The 24,363-nt window shown below is 68.4% G+C and carries 19 protein-coding genes and 3 pseudogenes; 7 read left to right on the top strand and 15 right to left on the bottom strand.

The features are described 5' to 3' along the window. Positions 1-65: 65 nt before the first annotated feature. Positions 66-307: pseudogene (locus N8I84_RS40720) on the bottom strand (transposase); the annotation flags it as partial. A gap of 881 nt (positions 308-1,188) precedes the next feature. Between N8I84_RS40720 and fxsT the strand changes: the two are divergent. Further along, positions 1,189-3,210: an FxSxx-COOH system tetratricopeptide repeat protein gene (fxsT, locus tag N8I84_RS40715; protein WP_263234543.1), complete on the top strand. Its 2,022-nt coding sequence runs from the start codon at positions 1,189-1,191 to the stop codon at positions 3,208-3,210. Between the two features lie 6 nt (positions 3,211-3,216). On the opposite strand, the gene N8I84_RS40710 is transcribed toward fxsT, so the two are convergent. The 5 genes from N8I84_RS40710 to N8I84_RS40690 form a co-directional block, all read right to left on the bottom strand. Next, positions 3,217-3,372 carry a hypothetical protein gene (locus N8I84_RS40710; protein ID WP_263234542.1) on the bottom strand — a complete coding sequence of 52 codons (156 nt, stop codon included), beginning with the start codon at positions 3,370-3,372 and terminating at the stop codon, positions 3,217-3,219. Positions 3,373-3,493: 121 nt separating this feature from the next. Then, entirely contained in the window at positions 3,494-4,129 is a 636-nt protein-coding gene (locus N8I84_RS40705) for a methyltransferase family protein (protein ID WP_263234541.1), read from the bottom strand. A gap of 794 nt (positions 4,130-4,923) precedes the next feature. Beyond that, entirely contained in the window at positions 4,924-5,946 is a 1,023-nt protein-coding gene (locus tag N8I84_RS40700; RefSeq protein ID WP_390899003.1) for a glycoside hydrolase family 32 protein, read from the bottom strand. Positions 5,947-6,116: 170 nt separating this feature from the next. Continuing rightward, a complete protein-coding gene (locus tag N8I84_RS40695; protein WP_313884332.1) occupies positions 6,117-6,482 on the bottom strand; it encodes a hypothetical protein in 366 nt (121 codons plus the stop codon). A 421-nt stretch (positions 6,483-6,903) separates the two neighbouring features. Continuing rightward, entirely contained in the window at positions 6,904-7,383 is a 480-nt protein-coding gene (locus N8I84_RS40690; protein ID WP_263234539.1) for an HIT family protein, read from the bottom strand. A gap of 150 nt (positions 7,384-7,533) precedes the next feature. On the opposite strand from N8I84_RS40690, the pseudogene N8I84_RS40685 reads away from it, so the two are divergent. Next, a pseudogene (locus tag N8I84_RS40685) lies at positions 7,534-8,082 on the top strand (GNAT family N-acetyltransferase). 217 nt (positions 8,083-8,299) lie between these two features. Here N8I84_RS40685 and N8I84_RS40680 read toward each other — a convergent pair. Further along, positions 8,300-9,058, bottom strand: a complete 759-nt coding sequence (locus tag N8I84_RS40680; protein WP_263234538.1) for an SDR family NAD(P)-dependent oxidoreductase — start codon at positions 9,056-9,058, stop codon at positions 8,300-8,302. 214 nt (positions 9,059-9,272) lie between these two features. On the opposite strand from N8I84_RS40680, the pseudogene N8I84_RS40675 reads away from it, so the two are divergent. Continuing rightward, a pseudogene (locus N8I84_RS40675) lies at positions 9,273-9,756 on the top strand (helix-turn-helix domain-containing protein); the annotation flags it as partial. Positions 9,757-10,367: 611 nt separating this feature from the next. Here N8I84_RS40675 and N8I84_RS40670 read toward each other — a convergent pair. The 7 genes from N8I84_RS40670 to N8I84_RS40640 form a co-directional block, all read right to left on the bottom strand. Next, the gene (locus N8I84_RS40670) at positions 10,368-10,826 is read right to left on the bottom strand and encodes a carboxymuconolactone decarboxylase family protein (protein WP_263234537.1); all 459 of its coding nucleotides are present in this window, start codon (positions 10,824-10,826) and stop codon (positions 10,368-10,370) included. Between the two features lie 125 nt (positions 10,827-10,951). Beyond that, positions 10,952-11,407, bottom strand: coding sequence for a cupin domain-containing protein (locus N8I84_RS40665; RefSeq protein WP_263235045.1), 456 nt, complete (start codon positions 11,405-11,407; stop codon positions 10,952-10,954). A gap of 24 nt (positions 11,408-11,431) precedes the next feature. Further along, the gene (locus N8I84_RS40660; protein ID WP_263234536.1) at positions 11,432-12,352 is read right to left on the bottom strand and encodes an NADP-dependent oxidoreductase; all 921 of its coding nucleotides are present in this window, start codon (positions 12,350-12,352) and stop codon (positions 11,432-11,434) included. A gap of 179 nt (positions 12,353-12,531) precedes the next feature. Next, positions 12,532-13,422 (bottom strand): RNA polymerase sigma factor SigJ, encoded by an 891-nt coding sequence (sigJ, locus tag N8I84_RS40655; protein WP_263234535.1) that lies wholly within the window; start codon positions 13,420-13,422, stop codon positions 12,532-12,534. A 190-nt stretch (positions 13,423-13,612) separates the two neighbouring features. Beyond that, on the bottom strand, positions 13,613-14,884 hold the full coding sequence (locus N8I84_RS40650) for an MFS transporter (RefSeq protein WP_263235044.1): 1,272 nt from the start codon (positions 14,882-14,884) through the stop codon (positions 13,613-13,615). Between the two features lie 25 nt (positions 14,885-14,909). Further along, on the bottom strand, positions 14,910-15,548 hold the full coding sequence (locus N8I84_RS40645) for an HD domain-containing protein (protein ID WP_263234534.1): 639 nt from the start codon (positions 15,546-15,548) through the stop codon (positions 14,910-14,912). A 914-nt stretch (positions 15,549-16,462) separates the two neighbouring features. After that, a complete protein-coding gene (locus N8I84_RS40640; RefSeq protein ID WP_263234533.1) occupies positions 16,463-17,056 on the bottom strand; it encodes a malonic semialdehyde reductase in 594 nt (197 codons plus the stop codon). A 625-nt stretch (positions 17,057-17,681) separates the two neighbouring features. Here N8I84_RS40640 and N8I84_RS40635 point away from each other — a divergent pair. The 4 genes from N8I84_RS40635 to N8I84_RS40620 all read left to right on the top strand — a co-directional run bounded on the left by N8I84_RS40635 (position 17,682) and on the right by N8I84_RS40620 (position 22,771). Continuing rightward, a complete protein-coding gene (locus tag N8I84_RS40635; RefSeq protein WP_263234532.1) occupies positions 17,682-18,815 on the top strand; it encodes a maleylacetate reductase in 1,134 nt (377 codons plus the stop codon). After that, positions 18,808-19,677, top strand: a complete 870-nt coding sequence (locus N8I84_RS40630) for a dioxygenase family protein (RefSeq protein ID WP_263234531.1) — start codon at positions 18,808-18,810, stop codon at positions 19,675-19,677. Before N8I84_RS40635 ends, N8I84_RS40630 begins: the two co-directional genes overlap by 8 nt. Before the next feature lie 243 nt (positions 19,678-19,920). Further along, positions 19,921-20,409: a flavin reductase family protein gene (locus N8I84_RS40625; RefSeq protein WP_263234530.1), complete on the top strand. Its 489-nt coding sequence runs from the start codon at positions 19,921-19,923 to the stop codon at positions 20,407-20,409. A 139-nt stretch (positions 20,410-20,548) separates the two neighbouring features. Continuing rightward, the gene (locus N8I84_RS40620; protein ID WP_263234529.1) at positions 20,549-22,771 is read left to right on the top strand and encodes a helix-turn-helix transcriptional regulator; all 2,223 of its coding nucleotides are present in this window, start codon (positions 20,549-20,551) and stop codon (positions 22,769-22,771) included. Positions 22,772-22,790: 19 nt separating this feature from the next. Here N8I84_RS40620 and N8I84_RS40615 read toward each other — a convergent pair whose 3' ends face one another. Then, a complete protein-coding gene (locus N8I84_RS40615; RefSeq protein ID WP_263234528.1) occupies positions 22,791-24,305 on the bottom strand; it encodes a 4-hydroxyphenylacetate 3-hydroxylase family protein in 1,515 nt (504 codons plus the stop codon). Positions 24,306-24,363 lie beyond the last annotated feature (58 nt).

The raw sequence follows: 24,363 nt of genomic DNA, 5'->3' as shown, positions 1-24,363 counted from the left end.
ATGACACAGATACAGCCGCCGCAGGAGACAGCACGACGTCCGGGTGCTCGCGTCGGATCACGTCGGCGGACGATCGCCGGATACTTCCTGGCCCAGGCGTCGGCGAACTCGGCGAATCGCTCCAGGGCGGCCTCTTCGGTCGGAGCGGTGTAGACAGGCTCGAGGAGCCACGCGATCTTGTCTCCCGGTCCTGGCGGGCGGCATAGCGGAAGGAGTTCCGCAGTAGGTGGACCACGCAGGTCTGCACGATCGTGCGGGGCCAGACCATCTCCACCGCCTCGGGCAGCCCCTTGAGCCCGTCGCAGACCGTTGCTGCCGATCCACACCCCAGGCGCCCCTCAGGCACCGTCGCACCTCGGACCTCAAGCGGAGTCACACGCGAGACCCGCGCCGCGCAAACTCGCGTTCGGGCTCAACTTCTGTGACACGGTAACTGTGAGAGATGGCTGAGCGTCTCAACGCGGCACCTGAAGACGCTCGACAATGTTCCAGGATCACGGCCGTTGAGCGGACAGTTCGGGGGCCTTGGAAGAATTCGTGCTCGGGCTGAAGGAGCTGCTGTTCCCGTCGATCCGGCACGTCGTGGTGCAGTCGGTGGACGATACCGAGACAGTCCGCGTGGACGCGCAATCCACCCCGGCCGGCCCCGCCTGCCCCGGATGCGGAGCTTGGTCGACCCGGGTTTCATGGCTCCTGCCTGCGGCTTCCGCAGGACGAGCGCAGCGGTCAGCCTAGTGCCCGGCCGGCAAGAGGCACGAGTCGGCCCGCGCTCGTGTGGACCCCAGCAGCATGGACAGTAAGGCGCCAGGACAGGCCGACGCGTCCACGGTAGACGCGGCCGCTTTCGATGCAGCGGCTGCTTCCATCCTGGTTGCGGAACACCGCCGGAACTGTGAGCCCGCTGCGCCGGGCCGCAGGGTGGAGTGCGCAGCGGCAGGGTTGGCGGTTACCGGCTGGCTCGCATGGCCGGTACCGGGGCCCGCCCCACGGAGGTTCCGAGCCCCGTGTGCGCGTGATACCACTTGTCGGAGCCCCGCCGCCGCGTCCGCGGCGTCGCACGGACGAGCCTTCACGCGGCCGCGCGCAGCGCCATCGGCGTGCACTTGCGTCAGCCAATCACCCCTACGTCGGGCCGACTTCTCGGCTACGATCGCGTGGCCCGTCGTCGTCGCGACCGGAGAGGGAGTCATGTTGCGCAGGCTGGTCGGCACGGTGGCCGGTTTGCTCGTGCTGTTCGTCGGCAGTCTCGCCTTCAACGCCGCCTCCGGGCAGAGTCGCTGGCCCGGGCCGCTCGACTTCGTGCGCGTCCACCCCTGGGCGGTGCTACTGCTCCTGATCCCCCTCGCACTGGCCGAACTGCGGCCGGAGCGGCGCGGTGACCGCACACCGCGCCCTGCCACGGCCGCGACGTACCGGCTGCCGCCGCGCAACACCCACTTCACCGGCCGCGACGCGACCCTGCGTGAGCTGCGGCGGCGCCTCACCTCGGCGGGCGACGTCGCGATACAGGTCGTGCATGGGCTGGGCGGCGTGGGCAAGACACAGTTCGCTGTCGAGTACGCGTACCGCTACCTGTCGAAGTACCGGTTCGTCGCCTTCGTCGACGCAGAGGACCCCGACCTGGTGGCATCGCAATTCGCATCGCTGGCCAGGGAACTGGGACTGGTGGAGGTCGGCTCGGAACAGGTCGTTTCGGGTGTGTACGCCACGTTGCAGGATCGCAGGCCCTGGCTGATCATCTTCGACAACGCGGAGAAGCCGAGCACGCTCGTGCACACGCTGCCATCGGCGGACCTGGCGAGGAACGGCCACGTCGTCGTCACGACCAGGGTGAGCGGATGGTCAGGCACGGCTGACGTGATGGACCTGCAGGTGTTCACCAGGGAGGAGTCTGTGGAACTGCTGGTCCGGCGGGTGCCCGGTACGACCGCACAGACGGCGGACCGGATCGCGGAGCAACTGGGGGACCTGCCGCTCGCGTTGGAGCAGGCGGCCGGCTACATGGGTTACAACCAGACGCCGCCCGACGAGTACCTGGCCCTGCTGACGTCGCGGCTGGAGGAAATGATCGCGCGGGGCGAACTGGCCGACCGGCCGGCGGTGGTCGTCGCGACCCTGTGGCAGCTCAGCGTGCGCAAACTCCAGCGGGAGCAACCGCAGGCGGTGCCGCTGCTGGAACTGTGCGCCCTGCTGGCCCCGGACCCGATCCCGCTGGACCTGTTCACAGGCAGCCCGGAACCGCCGATCACGGCGGCGGCCGACCCGCTGGTTTGGGACACGACGGTCGGCACCCTGGCCGGCCTGGGCCTCGCAAGGCGCGAAGACACCTCCTTGGTGCTGCACCGGCTGGTCCAGGCAGCGATCCGAGCCACGATGCCCGAAGACCTGCTTGCGACAGCCCGGGCCACACTGTGCCGTGCACTGCTGACGGCCGTGCCGCACGACATCCACGGTGATCCGGACGCACGGCCGCGCTGGCACAGGCTGCTCCCGCACGTGCTGGCCGTGACCAAGGACGACCCACCGGCCCAGTGCGCCGCGGAGACGGCGCTACTGCTCCGGCTGGCCTCGCAGTTCCTCTTGCAGATCGGCGACCACAGAGTGGCTCTGCCGCTGTGCGAACGCGCCCTCGCGCTCGACGAAGCGCTTGAGGGCCGGGACGCAGAGGTTGGCTTCGACCTGATCACTTTGGCGCAGATCCACCGGGACCTCGGCGCGCCGCAGACGGCCCGCCCGCTCGCGGAGCGTGCGCTACACCGGCACGAGTCCTGCCTGCCAGCCGGAAGCCCCGCCATCGCGACGGACCTGGCGACACTCGCGCGGACGCTGTCCCTTCTCGGCGAGCACCGGGCGGCGCTGCCGCTTACCGAGCGGGCACTGCAGATCGACGAGGCCGCATACGGGCCCGACGACCCCTACGTCAGCTTCGACCTGATCGCCCTGGCAACCGTCCACCTGGACCTCGGCGACCCCGCCACAGCCCTGCCACCCATCTCACGGGCGCTACGGATCCGCGAGGCCCACTACCCGCCGGACCACCTCTACATCGGCTATGCCCTGCTCCTCAAGGCCCGAGCCCTGCACGCATTGGATGATCCCTCCGCAGTGAACCTCGCACGCCGGGGCGCGCATATCCTGCACACCCAACTCGGCAGGACCCACCCCAAGACGGAAGATGCTCTCGCGCTGGCAAACCGCCTGAAACGATGAGCCGGATCAACTGCCGGGCGGTGTCCATGCGGGTGGCGGACCTCGTCGGCCAGGCAGCGTGTGCGGCACCAGCAGGTCCTCCCGCGCCCGCAGCGCCACCACGTACTCCTTGCCGCGCATCACGAACGTGGTGATGCCGGTCTTGTTCTCCTTCTCCCCCACGGCGCGCTTGGATCCGGTAGCGGACCGTCGGCGCCTGTGATCGTCACACGCGGGGTATGGCGGGCCCATCCGCCCCCCACCTCAGCGTAGGACTGATCATGAGTGCGGTCCTGGGCTTCTTCTACTCGCGTTGCCATGGCCGCTGGACGCCCCGGGCGAAACGCGTCCCCGGGATCAGCGCCGGGACGCGAGCACGGTAGGCGTCGTAGGACGCTCCGAACTGACTGCCCATAAGGCCATCCTCGGTCCTGACCCGGCGCAGCAACCACGGGACGGCGACGATCAGGACGGCAATCCAGACGCCGAAGCCGCAGGCCAGCATGGCGCCGACGATCAGGCCGAGCAAGCCGGTGTAGATGGGATGGCGGACCAGCCGGTAGGGGCCATCCGTACGCAGCTCGTGTTGCTCCCGGACCATCGGGACGCTGGACCACATGGTGCCCAGAACCCAGCGGGCCCACAGCAGCAAAGCGGTGGACGCGACGGCAAGCAGGCCGCCCAGGAGCGCGAGCTCGGATTGCCAGTACTGAAGATGGCGCCAGAAACCTTCAGAGCGCCTGACCAGAGAGGAGAACACGTAGGCGCCTGTGATGAGCAGGACCCGGCGGGGCAACGTGCGCCGCAGTCCACGCGCCCAGCCGCGCAGCCCCGCCGGGCTCTTCACACCGAAGTAGACAGCACCCGCGATCCAGGCCACGACGAAGATCAGGATGCAGACGCCTGTGAGAGCAACAAGTGCCGAGTGAAGTGAACCCATGCCTCAAGACTGCTCGGATCGGGAAACGGATCACCACCACCCACGGGTTGATGGAGAGGTCTCCACCCACGGATGGAGGCCCGACAGCGGAGGGCGCCGAGGCGACGACCAGGACCAAGGCAGGAGAGCCGCACCTCAGAGCGACGGGAGCGATGCCCAATTGATCAACCTGGCCTTGACGGCGGCTCGACACCATGTGCTCCTATTCACCTGGAGACACAGAGTGCGGGAAGCCGAGGGGGCTCGATGGGAGAATGGCGAGGAGTTCCTTGGCGCGAAGCCGCTCAGGTCATCGTGCTCAGCTGGGTTGTCTGCGGGGTGGCGTGGGGCATTCTCAGCCTCCTCGACGAATCGATGTTGCCTCTCGCCGTCCCGGTCGTGTTGCTCTTGGTCAACTGGTTCTGGTACCGGCACCGGTACTGGGCCGCGGGTGCTGCAGCTGCCTGCGTGGGCTCGGCCGTCGCCTTCATTCTGGCTGATCTGGCACGGCCACATTTGGACCAGATCACGGCAGGTGCATTGGCGACAGCAGGTGCAGCAACAGTCGCTCTGGTCGTCTTCACGGGTGCGTCGCGGCTGAAGTCTCCAGCTACCCGATCAGGACCCACGTGATCCACAACTCTTGACAATCACTTCGTGGACTTGGGCCCACTCCGCGTCCGTGAACAGGGCTTCACGGCCTTGCCGCTCATCAGCTGCGCGCGGACGGCGGTTACGGCGCGCCTACGTCAATGGGCCACACACGAGACGCCCCGCCGAGGTAAATCGATCTCGGCGGGGCACCCGTGGCAGGGTCAACAGCCGGCGGCCGGGCCCTTGCTCGGGTCCCAGGCTCCGACCGTGTAAGCGGCGGAGCCGACCCCCATGGCGCCCGTCTGCACGTGCCAAGGCCCGTCGCCGACGGGATAGAAGCGTAGGGTGAGGGCGCAGCCGGAGGCAGTGAAGATCTCTGCGACCGAGTGGTCCAGCAGGATCCGCAGCGTCGCGGTGGGCCCCTCTGCCGGAAGGCGCCAGCTGCCGCCCTTCGCTCGGGGGTCGAGGGAGGCATGGTCGCGGTCGACGACCAGTTCGCCGGTGACCAGGTGGTGGACGATGTCGAGGTACTCGGTCCCGTCCGGTGAGGTGAGCAGCCGGAGACGTCCGTCGCGCTCCAGGAACACGGTCAGATCGGTGGCCCGGGTCACCTCGCCGAGGTCCGTCGGCTGCTCGGCGCTCGCCTTTCCTGCTGCGGCGATCCGTCGTTCGCCGCGCAGGGCGAGGAGTTCGCGAGCGGGCCGTTGGATCAGCTCGCCGTCCGGGCCGGGGGTCAGTTCGCGGGGCAGGGAGAGCATTCCGGCCCAGCCGACCTCGTCGGTCCAGGCGCTGGGGGCACTGACGCGTTCCTCGTCCCGGGCCTCCCAGGTCCAGGCCCACATCAGCCAGCGCCCGTCGGGGGCGCGGAGCAGGGCGGGGGCGTAGAAGTCGGGCCCGTGGCCGAGGAGCCGGGGTGTCGCCGCAGCTTGGAACTCGCCGTCCTGTTCGCGGCCCGGCCAGTAAATCGCGCAGCTCGTCCCCTCCACCGGATCCCAGGCGCTGGCGAGAACCGCACCGGTGCCGTCTGGGAAGGCAGCGTACTGGGCGCACTCCCAGCCTTCCCCGGTGTTGCGGCCACCAGGAAGCGGGTGGGGCGAGCGAGTCAGGAAGACGCCCTCGTACGACCAGTCCTCGAGGTCGTCGGAGGTGTACTCCAGCGCTGCTCCGCGCCCGTCCGCCAGGGCCGCGCCGACCAGCATCCGCCAGCGGTCGCCGTCCCTCCACACATACGGGTCGCGGAACATTTTCCGGTTGAAGGTGCCTGCGCAAAGGCGAGCGGTCACAGGAGGCCGACGATCGCCGCGTACGGCGGATGCGGCTTGGCGGCCGTCTGGGCCGGCGAGCCGTCATGGACTCTGGCCAACCAACCGACCCGTCACGTCGCACAGGGGTCAAGGGCGTGGGAGGTAGTGGGTCATGCGGGAGCGTGCTTTGCCGGCGCTGATTCCGAGGGCCTTGCCGATCGTCTCGGGCGACAACTCTTCGGCCTCCGCCGCGTAGGCGGCCTCCCGACCGCCTTCAGCGCGGCCGCCGGTGCCTGCTCGGCGAGCGCGGTCAGCTGCTCCTCCAACTGGTCCATGAGCTGGGTGAGTTCGGCTGGCAGCGGCATAGTCTGATGTTCGACGGCACGGATGTGCTCGCACCAGTCGTCGTACGGGCCGCTGAAGTCCAGCTCGTCCAGGCGGTCGTGTTTCACCGTGTCCCAGTCGATCGGGTAGCTATGGCCGCGCCATCCGCACGAGCATGAGCCCCGGACGGCGGCTGCCTTCGGCCGGCGCATCGTTCCGTCGTACGCTCACCACTCGCTCGTTGTGCGCCCCGCAGTACCGCTGCCGATGTCCAGGTACACCGGATTTGGTTCACTGCCGTCGGCGAGGACCGCTCCCGCAATGCCCTCGTGGGACTCACCGAACTCTTCCGTGCGTCATCGCACCGTTCTCCTCCCCTTTCATCCCGTGGACGACCGCGGCTCGTTTTGCCCCACCCCAGGGCGGCCCGGCACCGTCCCTGAGCGGCGACGCTGCCGCATCACGGCCCGAGAATGCCGCAGGCCATGCCGGCGCAACGGGCGAACTCCGCAATCCGACCCCATCGGAAGCACGTCATCGGCCATCGGACCTCCGCTGCGAAGGACTCCGTGAGGTCCACTGACAGTCACTGATCACCGGGCCCGCCAACTCACGGCCGGCGGGCCCACAGCGTCAGGCCATCGAACGCAACCGGTCCAGTTCGCTGCCGATTGCCGCCCGCAGCCCATCGTGCTGCGGGCCGAGCCGGAACCGCTCGTCACTCCACCGGTCACGCGGATACAGCCACACCGGCTTACCCACCAGCTCGGCCGGCTCCCACTCGAACCGCGGCCAGACATGGGCATGCAGGAACGGGTCTGTGTTGCCGAGAATTTCCAAGTTGACGCGGCGGAAATCGCGGTCCAGTCGCCGGCTGGCCCGCTCAACCGCTTCTCCGAGCTGGTCCATGTCGGACAGAAACGACAGCCGCTTGGCCCTCGGCAGGTCAGACAGCCGTTGAACACCCGGCTCGTCCGCAAGGAGAACTGAGTACCCGGGCAGGAACTGAACGTCGCCGATAACCGCGAAGCCAGACTCAAGCCGCCGCATCACGGTCGGATTCTCGCCCCGCAGAGCAGCCCCGATCCGGTCCATCCTCCAGTCACCGGTCATGACCCGAGCCTATCCGCAGGTGATCAAGACCTGCTCTTGGCTCCCCACCCTGCCCACTCACTTCAAGCACGTACCAACGCACCTTGGACGAGCGGCCATTAGGCCTTCTCCTTCGGACCACTCTCACGGGCGTGCGATAGGTTGCCCGCCATGACTGAGCTTGGACCCGTCGCCTGGCCACCTGCTCCGATCAGGACCGAGCGGCTCGTGCTCCGAGAGTCCAAGGCCCGGGACCGTGCGGCGTTCATCGAGCTGTTCGCCTCGCCAGAGGTGGGCACCTACATCGGTGGCCCTCGACCGAGTGATGAGCTCGAGCGCACGGCGCCTGAGGTGCCCGGGCGGCGCCCTGGCTTCTTCGTGATCGATCTCGACGGAGCGATGATCGGCATGATCACGCTCGATCGGCGCGACGCAGAGCGTCCGGGTCACGTCCGTCCGGATGCCGAGGAGGCGGAGCTCGCCTACATGTTCCTGCCAAAGGCGTGGGGACGCGGGTACGCCGCCGAGGCGTGCGCAGCGGCACTCGACTGATTCGCCGGCGCGCTTCCTGGCGAGCCTGTGGTGCTCTGCGCGCAGACCGCCAACGACCGCTCGATGCGCCTCGCGGCGGAGCTGGGATTCACCGAGGTGGAACGGTTCGAGGAGTACGGCGCCGAGCAGTGGTTCGGTGTGTGGTCCTCGCTCCCGCCGTCCAGTTGAGCTAGTAGTGCTTCGTCAGGTGCTAAATCTGGTTCGCTGGTGATAAGGGGTCGCCACAGGTGGTGCAGGTGCCGGTCCAACACCTCACCAGGTCCTGCATTGTCTGCGCACCCTCCCCCATCGCCCAAGGGTGTCCATCGGTCGCGCGGCTGGGGCCCTCATCTGTTGCATGGCCGCAGGGCAGAACCGGCCCACGACCCCCGACAGGGCATGCGGATCAGACCAGTTCCAGCCCGCCGTCGATCGTGAGGATCTGGCCCGTGAGCCAGGTCGACGTGGGATCGGCGAAGTGAACGATCCAGGACGCCACTTCCTCGGGCTCACCTCGCCTGCCGAGAGGAATCTGTGCGGCCTGCTCCTTCTTGACCCTTGTCACGTCCTCCTCTGTGAGACCGCTCATGGACAGCGCCTCGCTCTCCGTGGGGCCGGGCGCTATGGAGTTCACCCTGACCCCGTCCTTGGCCAGTTCGAGCGCCCAGGTACGTGTCAGCTGTTCCAGCGCGGCCTTGGACGCCGCGTAGTGGGCGGCGCCCGGCTGCGGGCGGTGGCCGTAGGTGCTGGAGATGTTGATGATCAAGCCGTGACTGTGGCGAAGATGGGGAAGTGCCGCTTGGGCGAGCATGGTGGGCGCGACGACGTTGAGGTCGAACAGATCAGTGATGCGCTCGCGTGTCACCTCTTGGAGGGAGACACGTGCGGTTGCGCCCGCATTGTTCACCAGCACGTCCAGTTGCTTCCACCGGTCGATCGCCGCGCCGATGATCAGCTCGGGAGCCTGCTTCGAGCGCACGTCGACGGCGAGGGTCGCGATGTTGGAATTGACGGCGGCGGTCTCTTCCAGGGCTGTCTCTCGTCGGCCCACACCGAGGACGCGGGCCCCCGCCTCGGCCATGGCGATCGCCGTGGCTCGGCCGATCCCCGAGCCTGCGCCAGTCACGATCGCGACGCGACCGTTGAGGGTGGGCTCATGCTTCATGACGGTACTTCCTCACTCTAGTGACAGGTGGCTGAACCGAAGCGAGGGCCCAGCCGGGCATCGACGCCCCGCTTCGCCCTCCTCGGTATCGCGCAGCCTCTGCGGACGAGGCAGCGCATGAGTTTCCTGAGCAGCGCGCGGTCCTTGAACGAGGCGAGGGCCTCTGGGTTCGGTGTGGATTGCGAAGGGTGCACCGATGCCCAGGAAGCCCTCGTTGTTCCACCGTAATGCCCCGCTGGCCGCGCCGGCAGGCTGCGTCTGGTCCGGTGTGTCGTCGACGACGGATGGCCGCTGCGGCGGGCCGCCGAACGCTTTCAGGTCAGCCATACCACCGCCTCCCGGTGGGCAGACCGCTACCGGCACTCAGGAGCCGCCGGGATCCAGGACCGCTCCAGCCGCCCGCACCACCAGCCTGGCCGTGCCCCGGCCGCCATCGAGGAGCAGGTCGTGCGCCTGCGCCGTGAGCACCGCATCGGACCGGCGCGGCTGGCCGCCCGATGCGGCATCGCCGCCTCCACCGCCCACCGCATCCTGCGCCGTCACGGCCTGCCTGCCCTGGCCGCCACCGACCGGGCCACGGCGAACCCGTACGCCGCTACGAACGAGCCCACCCCGGCGAACTGCTCCACATCGACGTCAAGAAGCTCGGCCGCATCACGGACGGCGGTGGACACAAAGTCCTCGGCCGGGCAGCCGGGTCGCCGGTGAGGGCGAACAGTGCGGCGCCGGCGGCCGTGCGGGATGAGGGTGGCCGAGTGCCCGCCGACGGCCGGTGCCTGCACGATGGGCGCGTCGACACCGCAGCCGGCCGCTCGACGTGCCTCGTCGGCCGAGGCGACGCACTGCGTTGGTGCCGAACACCTCAAGCAGACGGTGCATCGTGCAAACACCGGCCGTCGTTGACGTGCTCAAACGCTTCCCGGCCGCGCCGGGTGGTGGCGGTCGGGTCGGTGAGTTGATCCGCATGTTGGACGCTGACCTTCGTTTGCTCTCCGTCACTGAGTGACTTTCAGCGTCCAGATGGCGCGGTCTCGCAACGAGGGTTGCCCGGGCACTCACTCATAGAGCCGAAGGCCATCTCCCGAGTCACGCGGATGCTTGAAGCAGCCGTACGAAGGCCCGATGTTCGTCGACTTACCATCGGCTCCGGGTGGTGGTGGGCAGGCGGTCACCAAGGCCCCACTCGTGTCGGCGACGACGCGCAGTGCGTGCTCGCTCCACAGCCGGCCGTGCCCGGCTGATTCCACCATCACCTTCACGACGGTGGAGGCTTCGGCAGCCTGCATCACCACCGGTGGGGCCGTCGAGGTCAGCTGCCGACGGGGTACCGGCTGGTGATCGCGACGCGGTTGAAGGCGTTCATCACGGTCGCCAGCCAGGCGACTGCCGAGACCTGGTCTGCGGTGAGTACGGCCGCGGCGGCGTTGAAGGCCTCGTCGCTGACGTGTCCGTCCGGCACGCGTGTGATCGCCTCGGTCAGGCGGAGGGCGGCGCGGTCGGTGTCGGTGAAGTAGCCGGTCTCTTCCCATGCGGGCAGCACGGCGATCCGGTCGGGGTTTTCGCCCTTCTTGAGGGCGTCGCGGGTATGCATGCGCAGGCAGAACGCGCAACCGTTGATCTGGGAGGTGCGGATCCTCAGCAGCTCGACCAGAAGCGGGTCGAGGCCCGCTGCGGTGGCGGCCTTTCCCACCTCCGACGACAGGGCGATGAGGGTCTTGTAGGCGGCCGGGTGCTGCTCGCCGATGTTGACGCGCTGAGGGTCGGTCATGGTTCTTTGTTTCCTTCGTGTGGTCTGCGCCGCGCTCTTCGGGCACGTCTTGGTGGTGGGTGGGGCGTGGTCTGGCAGGGGCGGAGCTCGTGAAGTGTGTTGCCGCCCCGCTGCGTGCCCCGGGGCTACGACTTCGGGTCGTCGACCTTGAGCTTGGCTCCGGTGTCGGAGACGAAGACGACCAGGAGCTTGGCCGGCTTGGTCCGGCTGGTGTTCTCGGTGAGGACGTGGTGGGCGCCCGGCTGCTCGACCCAGTTCTCGCCCTGGTGGTAGGTGGTCACGGGCTTGTCGTCGAGCTGGCTGCGCACGGTGCCTTCGAGGACGTAGGCGTAGACGAACGCCTGGCCGTGCCGGTGCGGCAGCGCTTTTGCGCCGGGCGGGAAGGCGACGATGGCTGAGGTGAACGTCTTGCCCTTCACATTCGGAAGGGCCTGCTGAAGCAGCGGTGTGAGGGTTTCGGCGGGGGCCGTCGATGCCGCGACCGTCGCCTGCGCCTCGGCGTGGGCGGGCTGGTTCGAGGTCGAGCACGCCGTGGCCGCGGCCAGCGTGGCAGCAGCCAGGAGGCCGGCGGCGATTCGCATTCCGATCACAATGAGTCTCCTGATTCAGTCTTCCGTGACGCGGATGATCGTCTTGCCCGGGGTGTGCTTGCCGGGGGCGAACGCGGAGGGTGCTTCGGCGAGCGGCCGCACGGCACCGACGGCCGGCTTGAGCCGGCCGTCCCTCAGCCGCGCGGCGAGATCGGTGAGCCGGGCGCGGTCGGGTTCGACGACGAAGAAGACCGCCCGTCCGTCCTTGGGCTGGACCTTGGGCGGCATGGTGATGGTGACGAGCGTGCCACCGGGGCGGACCAGGGCGGCCGAGCGGTCGAGGATGTCGCCGCCGATCACGTCGAACACGACGTCGGCCTCGCCGGCGTCCTCCAGCTTCTCGGTCTGCAGGTCGATGAAGGTGTCGACGCCCAGGGCGAGCGCCCTGTCCCGGTCGGAGGCCCGGCCGGTGCCGATGACGCGGGCGCCGGCCTCGCGGGCGAGCTGTACCGCGATCGAGCCGACGCCGCCCGCGGCACCATGGATCAGGACGGTCTGACCCGTGGTGAGACGGCCGTGGTCGAACAGGCCCTGCCAGGCGGTGAGCCCGGAGATCGGCAGCGCGGCTGCCACGGTGTGGTCGATGTCGGCCGGCAGCGGGGCCAGGTTGCGGGCCTCCACCGCGGTGTACTCGGCGAGGCTGCCGTTGCGGGCCCAGTCGGTCAGGCCGAACACCCGCTGTCCGACGCTCAGGCCGGTGGTGCCGTACCCCAGCTCCACGACGACACCCGACAGCTCGTGCCCGGGCACGCTCGGCGTCCGGTCGTGGCCGGCGCGATCGGTCCACGTGGCTGGCCAGTCCAGCTCGCCACGGGTGAAGCCGGCGGCGTGCACCCGCACGATGACGTCGTTCTCGGCCGCATGGGGGTAGGGCATGTCCGTCAAGGACATCCCGCCAAGACCGGCGTCACGGTCTCGCACAGTGATGGCTTGCATACAGGTCCTTACTGGGAGGGGCGACTCGAGCGCGCAGCCCGCTCGCGCGAGGGCTCATGGCGGCTGCAGGTGGATGTATGCCGCTCTGCATGATCGATCTCACCTGTTGCCGAAATTCCTTCGTCGCCCGTTCTGCGTTCTCATTAGGGAGACGAGGTAGCCCCTCCGGGTGTGACAGCTCAGACGCGCACGAGTTTGTCGGGGTTTATCACCCTGCGGTACGCGGTGATCAGACCGTTTGTGATCTGGACCGTGTCGACGGAGTAGACCCGGCCTTCCCGGTGGAACACGAGGGCCAGCTCGCCGCCGACCTCGGCGAAGTCGATGCGGTCCGGACGCCACTGGCGCCCCGTACGCACCATGACTTCGGCGACGCGTTCGCCGCCGTGGATGAGCTTGCGCGCCGCGGAGACCTTGCCGCCGCCGTCGGTGACGTAGACGGCGTCCGGGTGCAGGAGTCTGACCAGGCCGGCGAGGTCCCCGGCCTCGTAGGCGGCGCGGAACACCGCGAGGACGCGTTCGCGCTCCGCCTTCGACGCCTGCGGCGTGGACTGTTTCGCTTTGGCCACCCGCCGTCGTGCCCGCGAGGCGAGCTGCCGGGCACCCGGCCCGGAGACATCCAGCACTTCGGCGATCCGGCCGAACTCAAGACCGAAGACATCGTGCAGGACGAAGGCGACCCGCTCCGGCGGGCTCAGCTCTTCCATGATCAGGAGCATCGCCGAACTGACCGACTCGTCGACGAGTACCGGCTGCGACGCGTCCGGCCCTGTCAGCAACGGCTCCGGCAGCCACGGGCCGACGTAGGCCTCCCGACGGAAACGGGCACTCCTGAGAATGTCGTACGACCGTCGCGCGGCCACCGTCACGAGCCAGGCCCGCAGATCATCGATGTCCTGCAGATCCGCTCCGGCCGCTCGCAGCCAGACGTCCTGGGTCACATCCTCGGCATCGGCCACACTCCCCAGCAGCCGGTAGGCCACACCGAAAACCGCGGGCCGGTGCGTCTCCCATTCGACTCCGAGCGGGTCCTCCTGCTCGGACCGTCCGGGCCCGTACCCGTCACCCATACGGATCGCAACCTCCTCCAGCTCGCGGAGCAAGCGTAGTTAGTCGATCTCAGGAAGTTCGCTCTGACACGGCGGCCGTAGGTCGTGATCAAGCTGTTTTGGGGATGGTGTAGGCGTACGGCGGTGTTTCATGGTGGGGGCCACCATCCCTAGCGCAACCCGACCCCGAACCCCACTCGCTGCGGCACGCTCAGCAGCGGGTCCGTTCGCTGTGAGGTCCGCTTTCCCAGCCCGTCCGCATCGGGTCTCCGGTCGGCCCGTGAACGCGCGATCGCCCGGCGTGGAGGGCCGCAGCCAAAGCCAGCGCCCCGACGAAGCCGACGTACAGGTAGCCCGTGGTCTCCAGTCCCCATGAGGGCGCCGCGAGCCCGGCCGCGAGGGACGGAAGACTCAACGCCGCGTAGCTGATCACGTAGACGGCCGAGAAGACCTCCGACCGCGACTTCGCCGTGGTGACCGCGCTGATGGCGCGGAGGCTGCCGTTGAACGTCAGGCCGACGCCCAGCCCTGCGACGACCGATCCGCCCACGTATACGGCCGGCGACACGACAGCGATGGCCACCGCCAGGCCTGAGGCACCCAGAGTCAGGAGAACCGCCCCCAGCAAGGTGGCGAGCCGTGCCTTATGCCGAACGGACCAGAACCCGCCCACGCTGTTGGCCAGAAACAGCGCCGCGATGCTGAGCCCGCCCGCAGCGCCGGACCGCACATGCAGGACATTACTCACCAGGGACGGAGTGAGCGCCAGGAACAGACCCGTGACGGCCCACCCCGCGACGAGGCCGGGAACCGAGGCGAGGAAGGTCGGCCGGGCCTCCCGAGGAACCCGGACTCTCGGTCGCAACGACGCCAGCCGAAACGCTCGCGGAGCGAGCGTTTCAGGGATCCTGAGGATGACAGCGGCCAGGACGACGAAGGTCAGCGTAAGAACCGGAAAGACATACGCATCGGGACGAGAAGTCGACTGAACCAGCAACCCCACGCCTCCTGCACCGGTGGCCATGCCGATACTCGTGCCCACCGCTGTCATCGTGGGCCCCAGATGCGGGCGTCGCTCGGGTGAGAGGTCGACCAGTCCGGCGGCAAGACCGCCCGTGGCCGTCCCCGTGGCGATGCCCTGCACCACCCGGGCGATCAAGAGAGAGACGACACCCTCGGCCGTCCAGAAGATCGCCGTGCTGGCCGCCGCCACCAGAAGGGCGGCGGCCAGCACGAGGCGGCGCCCCAGGTGGTCACTCAGCGATCCGACCGTCAGCAGCGCGCCGAGCAGACCGACGACGTACACCGCGAAGACCACCGTCAGCATCGTGACCGACAGGCCCCAGCGCTCCCGGTACAGCGGGTAGATCGGTGACGGTGCGCTTGCCGTGGCCATCATCACCACATTGGCGCAGACCAGGATGGCGAAGGCCGCACGTCGCCCGAGACGACGCCCGTCGCGAGGGCGACTCACACGTTTCATCACGTTGCCTTTTATGGCGTCCTGATCAGCTCGGCCAGGGAGCGCCCAGCATGCGCTCGACCGTGGTGGTGCGACGGAAGCCTGGAATGAAGTGCTCCAGCACATCCGAATTCACGGTTCCGTTCGTGGTCTCCGGGCGGTGCTTGAGTCCGTCGAAGTAGGCCTGCAAGAACTCGTTCTTGAAGTCGCCCCGCGGGTGGACGGCGGTGATCTCGTCCACCTGGCTGCGATCCAGCTCGTCGAGACCGAAGCCGATCACGTCGGTCAGAACTCCGAAATTGGTGATGGCGATCTCCGGGCCCATCCGCCCGGGAATTTCCGGGGTCGTGTGCAGCGCGATCGCCGTCCACACCACGTCGGCGGCCGTGGCCGGGAAACCGCGGTCGAGCATGAACTTGCGCGCGTGGTCGGCTCCGTCTACCTCGAAGCGCTGCTCCACTTCGGAAAACGGCGTCAAGAGGCCGGTGTCGTGAAACATGGCGGAGAGGTAGAGAAGCTCCGGGTCGGGCTCCAGGCCGAGCCTGCGAGCATGAATGACGCCGAAGACGAAAACGCGCCGGGAGTGGTGGTAGATGAGGGGGCTGGTCATCTCCTGCATGAGGCGGGTGGCTTCGGCGACTGCCGCCGTTTCAGGGATCTCCACACCCGCGATGATCTCGCTCATGATCTCTGTGCCTTCCGATATCAGTGTGCTTCGAATGGACGGTGCGTCCGTCTTCCACACTGCAACCAACCGGAGTCCGGCGCCGCCTCGGTCCGGCCATGAATCACCCGGATCCGGACAGGCGGGGAGCGGGGGTGTGGGCTCCGCCGCGCATCGGGGCGCGCTCCTCATCTGTGACGGGTGAAACTCCTGGACGCCGCCGACCCCGCAGAGATGATCGCGAAAGCGAAGCGGCTCTGCGCCGACCACAAGATCGTGCTGACGTCACCGACGAGACGCCGATGTCTCCTCGTCCATCGGGATCCGGACCGTGATCGCCACCGCTGCCACGCAGCCCGCTCCCGACACGTTCCTGGTGGCCGGCGCGGACCTCCACTCGCGTACGCCTGTCCCCCGCGTTCTGATCGAGGCCGCGCGTACGGCGGCGGTCCGGGCCGACCGGGCCGCGTCCATCTCTCCGGAGCATTCGTCCTCGGCGCTGCCGGCCTCCTGCACGGCAAGCGTGCGACCACCTGCTGGAAGGTCGCGTACGAGCTCGCCGCCCGCTGCCGGGCCAGCCGTCAGTCAGACGGCCGTGTCCTGCGCGAGGCTCCGGCCGTGAAGCGGTGCACCGGCATGACGGACGGCTCCATCGCGCTGGTGCTGCAGGTGAGCCGTCGTGCCGTGCAGAAGCACCCATTCGGGACGGGAACACAGCCTCGAGCGCCGAGATACGCGACGGCTCGCCCGTTCGCCATCCGGTAGCTCCCGAGCCTCGGCGCCATCGCCACCCTCAACGACGGCATGTGGATCGGTGCGCCGGCCTGCCCTGAACGACCTGGCACGGGACCCCACAACGTCTTGTCGCCCTCAGGCCGTCCTGAAGGCCGCCTCCGCACGCCTGCCGAAGCCGGGCCGGACAATACAGGGTGCATTCACTCCGTGGTGAACACCTCGTCATATTCGAGGCGAGGCAGCCGCGGAAGCCATGCTTGCTCGCCCGGCTTGCCGATGTTCACCACGGCGAGGACCCCATGCTCGCCGTCGGGGAAGAACTCCTTGTTGATGCCCTCGGCATCGAATCCGGTCATGGGACCGGCCGCAAGACCGGCGGCACGAACGCCCAGGATGAAGTACCCCACCTGAAGGGCGGCGTTGAATCGCGCGGACTCGACGCGAACCTCGCGCTCGGCGAAGACGACGTCCTTGGCCTGCGGAAAGTGTGGAAACTGAGCGGGCAGTTCCCGGTGGAACTCGTAGTCGGCCGCGAGGATCACGGTCAGCGGCGCGGCAGCGGTCTTGGCCTGGTTGCCCTCGGCCATATGCCGGACCAGGCGCTCACGGGCGCCCTGGGACCGGATGAGGACCACACGAAGCGGCTGCTGGTTCATGGAGGTGGGCGCGAACTTCACCAGATCGTAGATGGCGCGCACGTGTTCGTCCGTCACGGGTTCGTCCGTGAAGGCGTTCGCGGTGCGTGCGTCGCGGAAGAGAATGCTTTGGGCCAATGCGTCGATGACGAGAGACATGGATACCTTCGGGTCCTGGGACGTGGGGCACTGACAAATTACTGACTCGCAGCCGCACGGAAACGCCGTCACCGATGGGTCGGCGACATCAGGGAGGGTGGCGATCCGCTGGGGCCTGCCTTATTTCGCGACTCTACGAGCGTCGCCACCGGAATCCATCGCTTATATAGGTTATTCCCCCGGAGATGGTCAGGGACTGGAGCTGTCGACTTCCCCGCGGTGCTGCCGGCGGCCGGGCGGATCGCGAGCGACGCACCGTCCGAGACGTCGGCACCGCCTCCACGGCCGTGGCGACCATCTTGTCCGTATTTCCCGCTCCCCCTCGTCAATTTGTGCAGGTCTGCAGGCATTACAGAGGCGGTTGCGCCGCAGGTATGTCCGGCAAATCGGTATGCCGGCCGGCCCGGGCCTGTTCCCACGGTCCAGCGCCTGACCGTCCTCCGACATCCCGCAGATGAGTGATATCGGTCTCGAGCCCCAAGTCCTGGTGTCGGCGCCTGTCACATGAACGAGGTATTTCCATGCCGCTTCTTCTTATCGCTCGCGGATTCCATTGACGCCCATCATCCAAGTGTCGACGCTTTCTCTCATAAACAGATGAGTGGCGGGAACCGAGGACATTCTCATGAAGACATTCGTGCATCGGGGACAGATCACCAAGGTGGCGTTCGGCAGCGGTACACGCAGCCGTGTCCCTGAAGAGGTCGATGCTCTCGGAGGCCGTCGGGTGCTCGTCCTGTGCACGCCTGCTCAGGTGGAGCTGGCAGCGCAGATAGGCGACCAGCTCGGTGCCACGGCAGCGGGAACCTTCGGCGAAGCGGTCCCGCACACCCCCGTCGAGGTCACGGAGAAGGCCGTCGCGTACGCCAGATCCGTGAGGTCGGACTCCGTCCTCGCCATCGGCGGCGGCTCGGCCATCTGCCTGGGCAAGGCGATCGCCGCTCGGACCGGTCTTCCGCAGCTGGCGCTGCCCACCACCTATGCCGGCGCGGAGATGACGCCGATCCTCGGAGAGACCGAGGGCCGCAGGAAGACGACCCGGCGGCTGCCGGAAGTGCTGCTCAAGACGGTGGTGTACGACGTCGACCTGACGCTCACGCTTCCCGTTGCGGTATCGATGGTCAGCGGCGTCAACGCGATGGCGCACGCCGTGGAGGCCCTGTACGCCCAGGACCGGGACCCGGTCGCCTTCCTGATGGCAGGAGAGGCGCTCGATGCCCTCACCCGATCGCTTCCGGTCATCGCGCGGCGTCCGGACGACGGCGAGGCGCGGTCGGACGCGTTGTACGGGGCCTGGCTGGCGGGCACGTGCCTCGGCACAGTGGGCATGGCCCTGCATCACAAGGTGTGCCACGTACTGGGCGGCACGTTCGCGCTTCCGCACGCCGAAACCCACGCAGTCGTCCTGCCGCACGTCGTCGCCTACAACGGGCCGGCCGCCCCCGAGGCCATGGCGCGCATCGTGCAGGCGCTGGCGGGGGACGACGCCGCGGGTGGCCTCTTCGACTTCGCCGGACGGCTCGGCGCCCCCAGGGCACTGCGGGACCTCGGCATGCCGGAGTCGGGGATCGAGCAGGAGGCTGAACTCATCGTGCGGGACGGGTACTGGAATCCGCGTCCAGTGGACGGGACCGCTGTCCGCGCCCTTCTGACGCGCGCCTGGGCCGGGGAGCCGCCGTCGACGTCATCTGGCAATGAACATCTCCAGCCCAACTCCGTCATCGAACACTCAATCGCCACAGGAGCGCGCCATGCGTGATCTGACCAGCGACACCATCACCGAAGCCGTGATCTCGACCATGCGGGACACCAAGGACTCCCGGCTCGCGGAGATCCTTGGATCACTGGTACGGCATCTCCACTCCTTCGTCCGCGATGTCGAACTGACGGAGGACGAGTGGGCCCGGGGAGTGGACTTCCTGACGCGCACCGGGCACATGTGCACGCCGACGCGCCAGGAATTCATCCTGCTGTCCGACGTGCTGGGCGTCACCATGCTGGTCGACGCCCTGAGCAATCAACGCCCCGCCGAAGCCACGCAGAACAGCGTCCTGGGCCCCTTCTTCAGGGAGGACCGGCCGCAGTACGGCGACGCCGCCGACATCTCCGGAGACCTGCCCGGTACCCCGCTGTTCTTCGAGGGGCGGGTCGTGAACAGTGAGGGAGCACCGGTGTCCGGCGCCGCGGTGGATGTCTGGCACAGCGACGCGGAGGGCCACTACGACGTGGACGTGCCCGGCCGGGTCGACCCGGCCATGCGCGCGTTGTTCCGGACCGACGAGACAGGACGCTTCAGTTTCCGTTCCATTCGCCCGTCCAGCTACCCGATACCCGGTGATGGCCCGGTCGGCGAACTCATGAGCGCGACCGGCAGGTCGCTCATGCGTCCCGCCCATGTGCACCTGCTGATCGAGGCCCCGGGATTCCAGCGCGTGACCACCATGCTGTTCCCTTCGGACGACCCGTACCTGGACGCGGATCCGGTGTTCGGGGTCAAGGAGTCCCTGGTCCAGTCCTACTCCACGTATGCGGCCGACGCCGGGCCCTGCCGCGGGCTGACCGACGTGCCGTACACCCTGCTGCACCACACCTTCGTCCTGGAACCCCTCCCCGCGGAGTGAACGTCACTGCCGCCTCGTCGGCCACCTGCCCGTCCTGAAGGAGCTCGATGTGCCTTGAGCTCGGCGCAGCGCGATCCGTCCACCACACGCGCGACGACCTCGCGTACGTCATAGGGCAGCCGCCCCTGCCTTCTCGCCCTGCTCGACCGATATGCCCGCCAGCGCACCCACCGGGACGGTGCGTTCATCCAGTGTCCCGCGCAACGGGCCGACGCTGTTCGCGACATTCACGGAGGTCCTCCGATGACTGAAATGCTTGACATGGCAGCCGATTTCAGAGCCACGATGAGCCGGCTCGCCACAGGTGTCAGCGTGATCACCACCTGCTCCGGACCGACGCCCATCGGCATGACGGCGAGCGCCGTGTCCGCCCTGTCCCTGGACCCGCTGCAGCTGCTCGTGTGCATCGACAACCGCCTGTACACGCGAACCGCGATCGCGGAGCACGGCCGTTTCGCCGTCAACGTCCTCGGCGAGGGCAGCGAACCCCTGGCGCGGAACTTCGCCGTCTCCAAGCCGGACAAGTTCGCGGGCGTCGAGACCTTCGACGACCACGGCGTGCCGTTGTTGAAGGACGCCATCGCGGCTGTCGTCTGCGACGTCGCCGAGGCACTCCCCGGCGGCGACCACACCATCTTCGTGGGTGACGTCCGCCATTGCGCGCACCGCGTGGACGGCCGACCGCTGCTGTACTTCGCGGGAGGTTTCGGCGCGCTCAGGGCTCCGCACTAGTTCCGGTGGCAGCGGCCCCGAGGAGGCCGCTGTGGGCCGTGACCTGACCAGCCCATTCCCGCCCCCGATGTCCGGCTCTTGCGAGGGAGCCATGGCCGTCGGGGGCTCCGCCCGTCCGGACGACTCCACGGAAGGTGCCATGACCAACTCCGTGCCGACCTTGAAGCTGCATCCTCCGGCCCAGCCCCCGCACCTGCTGACACGTCCGCGTCTGCTGCGTCGGCTCGACGCGGCGACCGAGCCCGTGGTGGTGGTCTCCGCGCCGGCCGGCGCCGGAAAGACGGTGCTCCTGACCGAGTGGTCGCAAGGCCTGACGGCTCGCGGAGAGTGCGCCTGGGTGAGCCTGGACACGTACGACAACGCCCCGGGCCGGCTCTGGTCCGGCATCATGCGGGCGTTGCACCACGCGCGACCGGAACTACCCGCCCACCTCGACAGCGATGAGTGGACGCTCGGCGCATCGCCGGAGGAGATCCTGCCAAGCCTGTTGCCCGGACTGGGCGGACAGGGACCGCTCACTCTGATCCTCGACGGACTGGAAGCCATCACGGACGTCGACGCGGTCCGCAGCCTGGCGGACTTCCTGATGAGGCTCCCTCAGGTGGGATTGCGCGTCGTTGTGTCGACCCGGCACATTCCCGGAAGGCCCCTTCCGGCCCTGCGCGCCCGGGGTCTGGTCGCCGAACTCGACCGACGCGACCTGGCCTTCACCCCTGAGGAAGCACAGGCAGTGCTCACCAATCTGCTCGGGTCCACACCGACCCCGGACACTTCGGACGCGCTGTACGAGGCCACCGAGGGATGGGCGGCGGGGCTGTGCATCATGGGGCGCACCCTCGCACGCTCGGCGAACGAGGCTGACGCGGCCGGGAACCTGGCCCGTGGCAGGCAGGCGGTCACCGAGTATCTGGCCACCGAGGTGCTCTACCGACTCACCACCGAACAGCGCGAGTTCCTGCTGCGCACCACTGTGCTCGACGAGCTGAGTGCCGGTCCGTGCCACGCCATCGCCGGAGACCGAGCGGGCGTGCTGCTGCGCGAGCTCGCACGGACCGTGCAACTGTTGGTGCCCGTCGCAGCCGATCCGTCGGCATACCGGCGTCACCCAGCACTGACTGCGCTGCTGTCCGACGTCCTCAAGTCCGAACGGCCGGACACCGTCGTGTCCCTGCACCGGGCTGCGGCTCGGTGGTATTCCCGGCAGGGGAAGACGACCGCTGCCGTACAGCACTGGGTACGGGGCGGCGACGAGTCCGCGGCAGTCGCGGCGGTCCTCGACGGCTGGGAGCAGGCGATCTCGGCAGGCCGTAGCGTGGAGGTCTCGCATTGGCTGGACCTCTTGCCGCCCCGCACCGTCGCCGCCGACGCAAGGCTGTGCGTCGTGGCGGCGATGGCGGCTCTGTCGGCGGGCGCCCTGGAAACGGCCCGGCGCTGGCTGGACGTGGCCCAGCTCAGACAGACCGGACCGGAGACGGTCGGCGAAGGCAGCACCGTGTCCGATGCGGCAGCCGTCGCTCAGGCCGTGGCATGCTGTCTCGAGGGAGAGGTCCTGACCGCCGACCATCTCGCCGAATCCGCCGTTGCCGGCACCATGCCGTTGACCTTCTGGCGTGCCTTGGCCGGTACGGCCCGCAGTACCGCTCTGCTGTGGTCCTGCCGGTACGAGGAGGCGGAGGTGCTGCTCGGCGAGGCGACCCGTGACGCGCATGCCGCCGGGCACTGTTTGGCGCTCGTCCGCACGCTGGGCCTGTGGGCGGTGTGCGCGCTCCTGGCCGGACGGCGCGAATCGGTGCGGATTCTGAGCGACGAGGCTCTCGATGCCGCCGCGGCGGCCGGGCTGGGCGGACACTTCGTCGCCGTGCCCGCCCACATCGGCCGGGCCGGGCTGCTTCTGGAAGAGGGAAAGGTCGATGAGGCCGAACGGGTTCTGGCCGACGCGGAAGCGGCTCTCGCGGGATTGCCCCGGACCGGAAGCGAACCCCACCTACGTGCCTTGTCCCACTTCACGCGGTCGCGGCTGGAGAGCGCCCGGCACAACACGGACGCGGCGCGAAGGGCCCGCGAGGCAGCCGAGCGCGCGGTGGCCCGGTGCGAGTCGCCAGGGGCCCTGAAGGAGCTGCTCGGGCGAGCGGGTAAGGGCACGGACGTTGCGGCTTCCGCGCCTGTCCACCAGGACCTGTCTCCGGGGGAACGCCGGGTGCTCCGCGCTCTGTGCGGTCCGCTGACGCTGCGTGAGATCGCCGCCGAGCTCTACGTGTCCCACAACACCGTCAAGACACAGGTGCGGGCGATCTTCCGCAAACTCGACGCGCACGACAGGAGCGGAGCGGTCGCCAGGGCCCGGGAGTGCGGCGTGCTCTGACCCGGGCCCTGGCATCCTGCTACGAGGCGTCCTGGCGTCGGGCGTAGCTCGCCTGAGCCTTGTACGCGGTCTCCTCCTCATCGCTCACGCCCTCGATGCCGCAGACCTTGCGCGCGAGGTCTGCGATAGGGCCGCTCGGGGACAGTTCCGCACGCTTCATGGTGAGAGTGCGGATGGCCAGCAGAGGCGTGCCGTTGAAGTTCTCGAAGGTGCTGATGCGGTCGCCCCAGTCGGACAGGAACAGATCGCGGATCACGCGGCTGATCTTCAGCCTGTCGTGCGGCCTTCCGACCGGTCCGGTCTGCAGCGCCTCAAGCCAGGGCCGCAGTTCGGGTCGCTGCCACTGGCCCTCGGTCGGGAAGATGAGCGAGGCGCGTCCGGCCAGGTCGATGACCTCATTGACCATGCCGGCGACGTTCTCCAGGTAATAGGCCCGCCCGAAGTCGAACATCAGGACGTTCGGCTTGTAGAGGCCGCCGGGAGTCGTGAACCCCTCGTCCTCCGAAGCGATCACATGAGCCTTGAGCGTCTGGTGGAAGCCCGCGAACCGGGCGATCCGGGTCTGGACCGGTGGCAGTTGGTAGGTGCCGATGTGCTCGGTGATCAGCAAGGTCAGACCGAGCATCAGCTCGGCGCGCACCATCTGGCGCACCAGCGCCTGGTAGTGCAGCCAGTCGAAGACGCGCTGCGGGTACAGCGACGCGTGCTGGGGGTTACCGATGTGGAAGACCCGGTTCCAGGGGATGAACACGTCCTCGAACACGATGACGCTGTCCAGCTCGTCACCCTGGGAGGCGAGCGGGTGCTCGACTTCCTCCCCGTCCCGGACGTTGCTCTCCCGGCAGATGATGGTGACACCGGGGGCGTTGGGCTTCACCGCCCCGAAGATGATCTGTTCCGGCAGAATGCCGGGGCGGTAGAAGACACCGATGTGGATCCAGTCCCCGAAGGCCGCGCCGGTGCCGATCGCCTTCACGCCCCGCACGGTGATGCCCTCCTCCGAGGTGCTCACTACGCGCAGGGCCGGGGACTCGGCCTGTGCCGACTCGCGTGAGCGGTCCGTCTGCGGGTCGACGAAGGCAGGTGTCGTGTTGAGGTCGCCCTCCCGCACCACATTCCAGAAGTCGATGATGCCCTCGGTCAGGTCCCTCCCCCCAGTGCCGACGGACTGGCTGCTCCAGGGTTCCGGGTCGTCGACGTAGGTGAGCAGGACGTAGTTGTTGACGTCCGGGGTGCGCGGGGTCGCCCCGCCGCCGAGTTCCCGCAGCACCGTCTCCATGTAGCGGCGCTTGCGCTTCAGGTCGTCCTTGGTCCGGTGCTGGAACCACGTCATGGACCGCCTGACGCCCTCTTCGTCAACGAACGTCATGACGTCCTGGAGGTCAGGACGATGGTGCAGGTCGTAGAAGTCCGCGAGCCTGCGGGCATACGCCCGGGTCCTGGGGTGGGTGGCCACGTTGTCGACGAGTTCGTCACCCACCCACACCTTGCGGCCGTCGTTCAGTGCCGCCAGGTATTCCTTGCCTGTACGCACGTCATGCTCCTCTCCAGGGCAAGAGTTCTGGTCGGTTCGGAGAATGCGTCGCGGTGGG

The sequence above is a fragment of the Streptomyces cynarae genome (assembly GCF_025642135.1).
Taxonomy (GTDB): Bacteria; Actinomycetota; Actinomycetes; order Streptomycetales; family Streptomycetaceae; genus Streptomyces; species Streptomyces cynarae.
The sequence above is the reverse complement of the archived record's forward strand: the minus strand, read 5'-3'. Positions and strand labels throughout refer to the sequence as shown.